This window comes from Pseudomonas sp. UBA6699 (genome assembly GCF_002454615.1).
Classification (GTDB): Bacteria; Pseudomonadota; Gammaproteobacteria; order Pseudomonadales; family Pseudomonadaceae; genus Aquipseudomonas; species Aquipseudomonas juntendi.
In genome coordinates, this window is sequence record NZ_DKJF01000078.1 from 1 (window position 1) to 9,894 (window position 9,894).

The 9,894-nt window shown below is 62.8% G+C and carries 10 protein-coding genes; 5 read left to right on the forward strand and 5 right to left on the reverse strand.

Translation table 11 applies throughout. From position 1 onward, the window contains the following. Positions 1–30 precede the first annotated feature (30 nt). The 4 genes from B3361_RS14930 to B3361_RS14945 all read right to left on the reverse strand — a co-directional run bounded on the left by B3361_RS14930 (position 31) and on the right by B3361_RS14945 (position 4,227). Positions 31–1,863 carry an ABC transporter ATP-binding protein gene (locus tag B3361_RS14930; protein WP_286920267.1) on the reverse strand — a complete coding sequence of 611 codons (1,833 nt, stop codon included), beginning with the start codon at positions 1,861–1,863 and terminating at the stop codon, positions 31–33. A 63-nt stretch (positions 1,864–1,926) separates the two neighbouring features. Further along, entirely contained in the window at positions 1,927–2,484 is a 558-nt protein-coding gene (locus B3361_RS14935; RefSeq protein ID WP_009683102.1) for a peptidylprolyl isomerase A, read from the reverse strand. Further along, positions 2,478–3,290 carry an alpha/beta fold hydrolase gene (locus B3361_RS14940; RefSeq protein WP_054906268.1) on the reverse strand — a complete coding sequence of 271 codons (813 nt, stop codon included), beginning with the start codon at positions 3,288–3,290 and terminating at the stop codon, positions 2,478–2,480. Before B3361_RS14940 ends, B3361_RS14935 begins: the two co-directional genes overlap by 7 nt. A gap of 13 nt (positions 3,291–3,303) precedes the next feature. Then, entirely contained in the window at positions 3,304–4,227 is a 924-nt protein-coding gene (locus B3361_RS14945; protein ID WP_009683100.1) for a LysR family transcriptional regulator, read from the reverse strand. Between the two features lie 48 nt (positions 4,228–4,275). Between B3361_RS14945 and B3361_RS14950 the strand changes: the two genes are divergently transcribed. The 4 genes from B3361_RS14950 to arfB all read left to right on the forward strand — a co-directional run bounded on the left by B3361_RS14950 (position 4,276) and on the right by arfB (position 6,814). Then, a complete protein-coding gene (locus tag B3361_RS14950) occupies positions 4,276–4,590 on the forward strand; it encodes a hypothetical protein (RefSeq protein WP_054906267.1) in 315 nt (104 codons plus the stop codon). 110 nt (positions 4,591–4,700) lie between these two features. Further along, a complete protein-coding gene (locus tag B3361_RS14955) occupies positions 4,701–5,300 on the forward strand; it encodes an FMN-dependent NADH-azoreductase (protein WP_054906266.1) in 600 nt (199 codons plus the stop codon). A 223-nt stretch (positions 5,301–5,523) separates the two neighbouring features. Beyond that, positions 5,524–6,399: a carboxylate/amino acid/amine transporter gene (locus B3361_RS14960; protein WP_064314548.1), complete on the forward strand. Its 876-nt coding sequence runs from the start codon at positions 5,524–5,526 to the stop codon at positions 6,397–6,399. Position 6,400: 1 nt separating this feature from the next. Further along, on the forward strand, positions 6,401–6,814 hold the full coding sequence (gene arfB, locus B3361_RS14965; RefSeq protein WP_009683095.1) for an alternative ribosome rescue aminoacyl-tRNA hydrolase ArfB: 414 nt from the start codon (positions 6,401–6,403) through the stop codon (positions 6,812–6,814). 100 nt (positions 6,815–6,914) lie between these two features. Here arfB and B3361_RS14970 read toward each other — a convergent pair whose 3' ends face one another. Continuing rightward, a complete protein-coding gene (locus tag B3361_RS14970) occupies positions 6,915–8,216 on the reverse strand; it encodes a mechanosensitive ion channel family protein (protein ID WP_054905581.1) in 1,302 nt (433 codons plus the stop codon). Between the two features lie 103 nt (positions 8,217–8,319). On the opposite strand from B3361_RS14970, the gene B3361_RS14975 reads away from it, so the two are divergent. Beyond that, positions 8,320–9,681: a DEAD/DEAH box helicase gene (locus tag B3361_RS14975; protein WP_054905580.1), complete on the forward strand. Its 1,362-nt coding sequence runs from the start codon at positions 8,320–8,322 to the stop codon at positions 9,679–9,681. The last annotated feature ends 213 nt before the right edge of the window (positions 9,682–9,894 follow it).

Consider the following 9,894-nt stretch of genomic DNA (forward strand, 5'->3'; position numbering starts at 1 on the left):
GGCTTGCCAGCGATAGGGCCATTACAGGCGTCAGTCAACCCAGACAAAGCCCCCGGTCTGGTGGTGCCACAACCGGGCATACAGCCCCTGCTGTTGCAGCAGTTCACTGTGGCTGCCAAGCTCGACAATGCGGCCTTTGTCCAGCACCACCAGCCGGTCCATCCGGGCAATGGTGGAAAGCCGGTGGGCAATGGCGATCACCGTCTTGCCCTGCATCAGCGTCTCCAGGCTTTCCTGGATTGCTGCCTCGACCTCTGAGTCCAGCGCCGACGTGGCTTCGTCCATGATCAGGATCGGCGCATTCTTCAGCAGTACCCGGGCAATCGCGATACGCTGGCGCTGGCCGCCCGACAACTTGACTCCGCGTTCGCCCACATGGGCATCGAAACCGCTGCGGCCCTGGGCATCCGAGAGCTGTGGGATGAACTCGTCGGCGCGGGCCCGGTGCACGGCTTCCTGAAGTTCGGCTTCGCTGGCGCCGGGGCGGCCGTACAGCAGGTTGTCACGGATAGAACGGTGCAGCAACGAGGTGTCCTGGGTGATCATGCCGATCTGCGCGCGCAGGCTGGCCTGGCTGACTTCGGCAATGTCCTGGCCGTCGATCAGGATGCGCCCGCCCTGCACGTCGTACAGCCGTAGCAGCAGGTTGACCAGGGTCGACTTGCCAGGCCCGGAAGGGCCGATCAAGCCGATTTTCTCGCCGGGGCGGATGTCCAGGTTCAGGCCATCGATCACGTTGCCGGCCTTGCCGTAATGAAAGTCGACATTGTCGAAACGCACCGTGCCACGGCTGACTTTCAGGGCCGGGGCGTTGGGCCGGTCGGTGACGGTGACAGGCTGGGCGATGGTCTGCAGGCCATCCTGGACCATGCCGATGTTTTCGAAGATGCCGTTGACCACCCACATGATCCAGCCGGACATGTTGACGATGCGGATCACCAGGCCCGTGGCCAGGGCAATGGCGCCGACGGTGATCAGCGATTGGCTCCACAGCCACAGCGCCAGGCCGGTGGTGCTGACCACCAGCAGGCCGTTGAGGGTGGTGATGACCACGTCCATGCTGGTAACCACCCGCGAGGCCAGTTGGGTTTTCTCGGTCTGTTCGCGGATCGCTTCGCGCGCGTACTGCTGCTCGTGATCGGTGTGGGCGAACAGCTTCAACGTGGCGATGTTGGTATAGCCGTCCACGATACGCCCCATCAGTTTGGAGCGGGCGTCGGATGAGATCACCGAGCGCTCTTTCACCCGGGGTACGAAGTAGCACAGCGCGCCGATGTAGCCGACGATCCACAGCAGCAGTGGCAGCATCAGGCGCCAGTCGGCCTCGGCGAACAGCACCAGCGAGGTAACCGCGTAGATCAGCACATGCCACAGCGCGTCCACCGCCTGCACGGCGGAATCACGCAGCGAGTTGCCGGTTTGCATGATGCGTTGGGCAATGCGCCCGGCAAAGTCGCTCTGGAAGAAGTTCAGGCTCTGCTTGAGCACGTAGCTGTGGTTTTGCCAGCGGATCAGGCTGGTCATGCCGGGGTTGATGGTCTGGTGCACCAGCAGGTCGTGCAGGCCGAAGAACAGCGGCCGCAGCAGCAGGATCACGACCAGCATCCAGGCCAGCTCGCCCTTGTGCTCACTGAAGAAATTGACGTTGGGTGTGCCCTGGGCCAGGTCGATGATGCGGCTGAGGTAGCTGAACATCGCTACCTCGATCAGCGAGGCGAACAGGCCGACCACCAACAGCGCCAGGAAGCTGGGCCAGACCTGGCGCAGGTAATACAGGTAGAACGCCCACACGGTGCTCGGCGGCGACTCGGTGGGTGCTTCGCGGAAGATGTCGATCAGTTGCTCGAAACGACGGTACAGCATGGGTAGCGACACTCCTGTTCCAGCCTGCCTTCAGGCGGTTGCACGTCCCTGTGCAGCCTGCGGTCAGTCGATACGTTTGGCCGACTTGATGAACACCGGGTCAGCCGGCACATCGCGCATGCCTTTCTTCACGGTAGTGGGCGAGTTGACGATCTGGTCGACCACCTCCATGCCTTTGGTTACCTTGCCGAACACGGCGTAACCGGCATCGCGGCCCGGGTTGAGGAAATCGTTGTCGGCGACATTGATGAAGAACTGGCTGGTAGCCGAGTTGGGGTTGGAGGTGCGTGCCATCGACAGGGTGCCGCGGGTGTTCTGCAAGCCATTGCTGGCTTCGTTCTTGATCGGGTCCTTGGTGTCTTTCTGCACCATCTGCTCGGTAAAGCCGCCACCCTGGACCATGAAGCCGGGGATTACCCGGTGGAAAATGGTGTTGTTGTAGAAGCCGCTGTCGACGTACTGCAGGAAGTTCTTCGTGCTGACCGGTGCCTTCTCGGCGTTCAGCTCGATTTCGACCTGGCCGAAGCTGGTGTCCAGCAGCACGTGCGGGGTCTTGTCGGAGGCCATGACGCTGGTGGCGAAGGCGAGTGAGCAGGCGGTGAGCAGGAGTTTTTTCAGCATGGGCTCAAAGATCCTTGAGGGGTGGAAGCGGCTGCGAGGAACTGCAGCAGGGTCTGGTTGAAGACCTCGGGTTGATCGAGGGGTGTAGCGTGCCGGGAATCGTCGACGACGACCAGCCTGGCGTTGGGGATCAGGGCGACATAGCGTTGTTTCAGTTGTATCGGCGTGTAATCGTGGTCGGCGGCAATCACCAGGGTAGGACACTGGATCTGGCCGATGCGTTCCTGCACGCCCCAGTCGACGATGGCATCAAAGCTTTTGAGGTAGGCGCGCTTGTCGTTGCGCGCCCAGCGCTGGGCCATTTTCTGCCGCAGCGCGGCCTGCTCGGGTTTGGGGAACAGCCGTTCGGCCAGGCCTTTGCCCACGGTTTCGACACTCAGGACGCGTGCCAGGCCCCAGCGCTTGAGCCACCACAACCAGTCGCTGCGGCTGCGGCGCTTGACCTCGGGGGCACTGTTGACGATGCACAGGCTGCGCAGCCACTGAGGGTGGTCGACGGCAAACTGGAAGCCGACCATGCCGCCCATCGACAGGCCCACGAAGTGCACCGGGCCGGTTTGCAGGTGTTCGAGCAGGGCCAGCAGGTCGGCACTGAAGGTTGCAATATGGTAGCCGTCCTGTGGCTTGTCGGAGCGGCCGTGGCCACGGATGTCCATGAGGATCACCCGGTAGTGCTGGCTGAGCACGGGCACCTGAAGCTCCCAGTCCTGGCTGCTGGAGCCCAGCCCATGCAACAACACCAGGGGTTGGCCTTGGCCGTATTCCTGATAATGCAGCGTGCATCCTTCGTGTTCGAAGTAGGCCATGGGCGCGGTCCTTTCAAGCTTGTGGGGGGGCTGCGAAGGGCACGTCCAGCGGCGCAGTGTCGAAGTTGCGCAGCAAATCGATGAGAATCTGCGTGGCCGGGCCCAAGGTCTTTTCCTTGCTTGAATAAAGGTAGAACAGTGGGTGGCGGCTGCCACCCTGGTCCAGTGGCAATGGCTTGAGTACGCCTTCGCGCAGCTCGCGCTCGATCATGTGCCGGGGCAGCCAGGCAAAGCCCAGGCCGCTGCTGACGAAGGTGGCGGCGGTGCCCAGGCTACCGACGGTCCAGCGCTGTTCGGCACCCAGCCAGCCAACGTCGCGTGGCTGGGCCCGGCCAGAGTCGCGGATCACCACTTGCAGCTGGCTTTCCAGGTCCTGGAAGGTCAGTTCACGGCCCAGGCGGTGCAAGCTGTGTTCGGGGTGGGCAACGGCAACGAACTCCACGGCACTCAGCTCGGCGCCCAGGTAGCCGCCGATGCTGTAGCTGCTGATGGCCAGGTCGGCGATGCCTTCGTGCATCACTTCTTCCACGCCCGACAGCACTTCTTCACGCAGGCGCACGCGGCAGCCACGGCTTTGCGGCATGAAGGCGGCCAGCGCGCGGACCAGCCGGGCGCTGGGGTAGGCGGCGTCGACCACCAGGCGTACTTCGGCCTCCCAGCCCTGCTCCATGTGGTGGGCCAGGTCCTCGAGCTGGCTGGCCTGCTTGACCAGGTGGCGCGAGCGGCGCAGCAGCACACTGCCGGCTTCGGTCAGCACCGCCTTGCGGCCGTCGATGCGCAACAAGGGCACGCCCAGTTGTTCCTGCATGCGGGCCACGGTGTAGCTGACCGAAGATTGCGAGCGGTGCAGGGCCTCCGCGGCCTGGGCAAACCCGCCATGGTCGACCACTGCTTGCAGGGTCCGCCACTGGTCAAGGGTTACGCGCGGCGCTTTCATCTTTCGCTCCTGTTGTCCTAAGCTGCGCTCTTTGCAAGGAGAGCGGCCATGAAGAAATGTTGTGCGGCAATATTGATGTGCCTGCCCCTCGGGGCCATGGCTTATCCCATCGATGTGGACAAGCACCTGGACGGGGTCAAGCTCGACTACACCGCCTACGACACCGCCTACGACATCGGCGCCATTACCCTGAACAACTATGGGCAGGTCGCGGCGGCCTGCAAGGTGACCTTCCGTAATGGCCCGGAGGCGCCACGGGTGCGCCGGGTGAACGTAGCGGCCGGGAAAAGCGCCGACGTCACGGCCAAATTCAACCGGCAGATCATCAAGCTGCGCATCACCGTGCAATGCAGCGCGGAATAAACTGATTAATCGATAGGTTGAACCCACTTTTTACGCTTTTTTATCGATAGGTCAAGCCTTAATCTTACCTCCATCGAATCGCAACCTTTTTGCCGATGGAGGCATCGCCCATGGCCCACGTACTGATCATCGAAAGCAGCGCCCGCCAGCAGGATTCCGTTTCCCGCCAGCTGACCCAGGACTTCATTGCGCACTGGCAAGCTGCCCACCCGGCCGATCAGATCAAGCTGCGCGACCTGGCGCTGAACCCGGTGCCGCACCTGGATGCCAACCTGCTGGGCGGCTGGATGAAGCCCGAAGCGCAGCGCAGCGCTGCCGAGCTGGAGGCCCTGGCCCGCTCCAATGAACTGACCGACGAATTGCTGGCGGCCGATGTGCTGGTAATGGCTGCCCCCATGTACAACTTCACCATCCCCAGTACCCTGAAGGCCTGGCTGGACCATGTGCTGCGTGCCGGCATCACCTTCAAGTACACCCCGACTGGCCCGCAAGGCCTGCTGACCGGCAAGCGCGCCATTGTCCTGACCGCCCGTGGCGGCATCCATGCCGGTGCCAGCAGCGACCACCAGGAACCGTATCTGCGGCAGGTGATGGCCTTCATCGGTATTCACGATGTCGACTTCATCCATGCCGAGGGCCTGAACATGAGCGGCGAGTTCCACGAAAAGGGCCTCAACCAGGCCAAGGCCAAACTGGCGGCGGTGGCCTGAGCGTTATCGAATTCCCAACCCTGACACCTGTTTTTGCTCCTTTGGGTGTACCTGCCCGGCCTTGGTGGCCGGGCTTTTTTATACCTGGTGTTTTGTGGATGGCTGTGCCGGCCTGTTCGCGGGCTTGCCCGCGAACAGGCCGGCACAGCCCCCACATTCCTAATGGTTGATCACAAAGCCTGCAACCCGCTAAGGTCGCCGCCTTGATTCACGAGAGACAACCATGGGCTACCTGATAATCGTCGCGCTGATCCAGGCGTTTTCCTTCAGCCTGATCGGCGAGTACCTGGCCGGGCACGTCGACAGCTACTTCGCCGTGCTCGCGCGGGTGCTGCTGGCCGGCCTGGTGTTCCTGCCGCTGACCCGCTGGCGCCAGGTCGAGCCGCGCTTCATGCGCTCGATGCTGCTGATCGGTGCGTTGCAGTACGGCATCACCTACGTCTGCCTGTACCTGAGCTTTCGCGTGCTCACGGTGCCGGAAGTACTGCTGTTCACCATCCTCACGCCATTGCATGTCACCCTGATCGAAGACGCCATGAACCGGCGTTTCAACCCTTGGGCATTGCTGGCCGCTCTGGTGGCCGTGGCTGGCGCGGCGGTGATCCGCTTTGACAGTATCAGCGGCGAGTTCTTCACCGGTTTCCTGCTGCTGCAGTTGGCCAACTTCACCTACGCCGCCGGCCAGGTGCTGTACCGTCACCTGGTCGCACGCAACCCCAGCGACCTGCCGCACTACACCCGTTTTGGCTACTTCTACCTCGGCGCCCTGCTGGTGGTGCTGCCGGCATTCCTGCTGTTCGGCAATGCCCAGCACCTGCCGAGTACAGATGTGCAATGGCTGGTGTTGCTGTTCCTCGGGTTGTGCCCGACGGCGCTGGGCCTGTACTGGTGGAACAAGGGTGCGTGCCTGGTATCCGGCGCTACCCTGGCGGTGATGAACAACCTGCATGTGCCTGTGGGGCTGCTGCTCAACCTGCTGATCTGGAACCAGCACGAGCCACTGGGGCGGCTGTTCATTGGCGGTGCGATCATCATCGCCTCGGTATGGCTGAGCCGCCTGGGTGGCCGTGGGCGAGCGCCGCTGGCTGGCAAGGCCTGACATGCTGACCCTCTCCAACGGTGTGCAACTGCCGGATACGGACATCGAGCTGAGCTACATCCGTGCCCAAGGCGCGGGTGGGCAGAACGTCAACAAAGTGTCCAGCGCGGTGCACCTGCGCTTCGACATACGCGCCTCATCGCTGCCCGCGTTCTACAAGGAACGGCTGCTGGCGCTACGGGACAGCCGCATCACCGGCGATGGCGTATTGATCATCAAGGCCCAGCAGTTCCGTACCCAGGAGCAGAACCGCGCGGATGCCTTGGCACGCCTTGCCGAGTTGATCATCGCTGCCGGCAAGACCGAGAAGAAACGCCGCCCCACCAAGCCCACCCTCGGCTCGAAGACCCGCCGGCTCGAAGGGAAGGCCAGACGCAGTACGGTCAAGGCGGGGCGGGGCAAGGTGGACTTCTGAGGCCGTAGGCGGAACGGGCTATTGCGCAGGCTTGCATGGCTGCGCGCCCTTGTAGGAGCGGCCTTGTGTCGCGATGGGCTGCGCAGCAGCCCCCGCAATCTCAAGCCTCGCTCATCTCTTCCAGCCGACGCGGCACAGGCTCTTGCGCCACCCGTGTGCTCAACCCCACGCGCATGTCGTTGCCACTCGGCTGCTGATACAGGCTCAAGCCAAACTCCGGCAACACCGCCAGCAGGTAATCGAAGATATCCCCCTGGATGCGCTCGTAGTCCGCCCACACCGTGGTGGTGGTAAAGCAGTAGATTTCCAGCGGCACGCCCTCGGCGGTGGTCTGCATCTGCCGCACCATGCAGGTCATGTTCGGGTGCACATTGGGGTGGTTTTTCAGATAGGCCAGGGCAAACGCGCGGAAGGTGCCGATATTGGTCAGCTTGCGCCGGTTGGCCGACAGTTCGGCCACAGGGCCCAGCGCTTCATTCCAGCTTTGCAGCTCCTGGCGTTTGCCGGCCAGGTAGTCGCCCAGCAGGCTGACCTGGGACAGGCGCTGTTCCTCCTCGCGGGTGAGGAAGCGCACACCTGCGGCGTCGATGAACAGGCTGCGCTTGATCCGCCGGCCGCCGGATTGCTGCATGCCGCGGTAGTTGCGGAACGACTCGCTCATCAGGCGCCAGGTGGGCACGGAGACAATGGTCTTGTCGAAGTTCTGCACCTTCACCGTATGCAGGGTAATGTCCACCACGTCGCCATCGGCGCCAACCTGGGGCATTTCGATCCAGTCACCGACATGCAGCATGTCGTTGCTGGTCAACTGCACGCTGGCGACGAACGACAGCAGGGTGTCCTTGTAGACCAACAGCAGCACCGCCGACATGGCGCCCAGGCCCGACAGCAGCAGCAGGGGCGAGCGGTCGATCAGGGTGGCGACGATGACGATCGAGGCGAAGATCCACAGCATCATCTTGGCCAGCTGCACATAACCCTTGATCGAGCGGGTGCGGGCGTGTTCGGTGCGCGCATAGATGTCGAGCAGGGCATCCAGCAGGCACGACAGCGCCATGGTCATGAACAGCAGGGTGAACGCCAGGGCGACGTTGCCCAGGAAGTGCTGGGCGGTATCGGACAGCTCCGGTACCAGTTTCAGGCCAAACTGCACCACCAGTGACGGGGTGGTCTGCGCCAGGCGGTGGAAGACCTTGTTGTGACGCAGGTCGTCCAGCCACTTGAGTGCCGGCTGGCGTGCCAGCAGGCGCGCGCCGTGCAGCATCAGAAAGCGTGCCAGGCGGCCGATGACCAGGGAGATGAGCAGTAGTACCGCCAGGCCGATGGCCGCGTGCAGCATGGGGTGTTGGTCGAGGGTGCCCCACAGGTCGAGGGAATCACGCCAGATTTGTTGGATATCCATGGGCTTGCATACAGTCTTGTTGCGAAACGAGGTGCCATTAGAGCGCGGATGGCGACAAAGTTGCCAAAAGAAATTCGGCTAAGGCGGCAGAAAACGTTACCCTATGCAACTGAATTTCCCGCACTTGCCTGAGGTTACCTCCGTGTTCTCCCAATTCGCCCTGCATGAACGCCTGCTTAAAGCCGTGGCCGAGCTTAAATTTGTCGAGCCAACCCCGGTGCAGGCCGCGGCCATCCCCTTGGCCCTGCAAGGGCGTGACCTGCGCGTGACCGCGCAGACCGGCAGCGGCAAGACGGCAGCTTTCGTGCTGCCGCTGCTCAACCGCCTGGTCGACCTGAAAGGCGGGCGCGTCGAAATCCGTTCGCTGATCCTGCTGCCTACCCGCGAACTGGCTCAGCAAACCCTGAAGCAGGTGCAGCTGTTCTCGCAGTTCACCTACATCAAGGCGGGCCTGGTCACCGGCGGTGAAGACTTCAAGGAACAGGCCGCCATGCTGCGCAAGGTGCCGGACGTGCTGATCGGCACCCCGGGCCGTTTGCTCGAGCAACTCAACGCCGGCAACCTCGACCTGTCCCACGTGCAGGTGCTGATCCTCGACGAAGCCGACCGCATGCTCGACATGGGCTTCGCCGAAGACATGGAGCGCCTGTGCAAGGAGTGCGAGAACCGTGAGCAGACCCTGCTGTTCTCGGCCACCACCGGCGGTGCGGCCCTGCGCGACATCATCGGCAAGGTGCTGAAAGACCCGGAGCACCTGATGCTCAACAGTGTCTCGCAGTTGGCCGAAGGCACTCGCCAGCAGATCATCACGGCCGACCACGATCAGCACAAAGAGCAGATCGTGCAGTGGCTGCTGGCCAATGAAACCTTCGACAAGGCAATCATCTTCACCAATACCCGCGCCCTGGCCGACCGTATCTACGGCCACCTGGTGGCCAAGGATGTGAAGGCCTTCGTACTGCACGGCGAGAAGGATCAGAAGGACCGCAAGCTGGCCATCGAACGTTTCAAGCAGGGCAGCTCCAAGGTGCTGGTGGCCACCGACGTGGCGGCCCGTGGCCTGGACATCGACGGTCTCGATCTGGTGATCAACTTCGACATGCCGCGCAGCGGCGACGAGTACGTGCACCGCGTGGGCCGTACCGGGCGTGCCGGTGGTGAAGGGTTGGCAATCTCGCTTATCACCCACAATGACTGGAACCTGATGTCCAGCATCGAGCGCTACCTCAAGCAGCAGTTCGAGCGCCGCGTCATCAAGGAAGTGAAGGGCACCTACACCGGGCCGAAGAAGGTCAAGGCCTCGGGCAAGGCGGCCGGGAGCAAGAAGAAAAAGATCGAGAAAAAAACCGGCGACAAGAAGGCGGCCGCCAAGCGCAAGCCTACCGCCAAGCCGAAGGCCAACGCGCCACTGGCCAGCGCCGATGGCCTGGCGCCGCTGAAGAAGCGTAAGCCTGCTGCCGAATAACTAGCGCTCAATGGCCCAATCGCCGGCAAGCCCCACAGGGATTGCATCAGGGCTGACAGGTGGTCGCCACAATATATGCAGTGCTTGTGAGATCGAGCGCCGCCCGCGCGGCGCATCGCGAGCTGCGGTCGCTGCTTGTATGTTGTGACTGGCCTGGCGGGAGAAGATATTCTCGTCAGGCTGAAGAAGCACTTCCGGGGAGGCCGATCGCTC

Excerpts from the sequence above, each read along its gene's own strand:
- B3361_RS14930 (WP_286920267.1), bottom strand. The coding sequence starts at position 1,863 with ATGCTGTACCGTCGTTTCGAGCAACTGATCGACATCTTCCGCGAAGCA.
- B3361_RS14935 (WP_009683102.1), bottom strand. The coding sequence starts at position 2,484 with ATGCTGAAAAAACTCCTGCTCACCGCCTGCTCACTCGCCTTCGCCACC.
- B3361_RS14940 (WP_054906268.1), bottom strand. The coding sequence starts at position 3,290 with ATGGCCTACTTCGAACACGAAGGATGCACGCTGCATTATCAGGAATAC.
- B3361_RS14945 (WP_009683100.1), bottom strand. The coding sequence starts at position 4,227 with ATGAAAGCGCCGCGCGTAACCCTTGACCAGTGGCGGACCCTGCAAGCA.
- B3361_RS14950 (WP_054906267.1), top strand. The coding sequence starts at position 4,276 with ATGAAGAAATGTTGTGCGGCAATATTGATGTGCCTGCCCCTCGGGGCC.
- B3361_RS14955 (WP_054906266.1), top strand. The coding sequence starts at position 4,701 with ATGGCCCACGTACTGATCATCGAAAGCAGCGCCCGCCAGCAGGATTCC.
- B3361_RS14960 (WP_064314548.1), top strand. The coding sequence starts at position 5,524 with ATGGGCTACCTGATAATCGTCGCGCTGATCCAGGCGTTTTCCTTCAGC.
- arfB (WP_009683095.1), top strand. The coding sequence starts at position 6,401 with ATGCTGACCCTCTCCAACGGTGTGCAACTGCCGGATACGGACATCGAG.
- B3361_RS14970 (WP_054905581.1), bottom strand. The coding sequence starts at position 8,216 with ATGGATATCCAACAAATCTGGCGTGATTCCCTCGACCTGTGGGGCACC.
- B3361_RS14975 (WP_054905580.1), top strand. The coding sequence starts at position 8,320 with ATGCAACTGAATTTCCCGCACTTGCCTGAGGTTACCTCCGTGTTCTCC.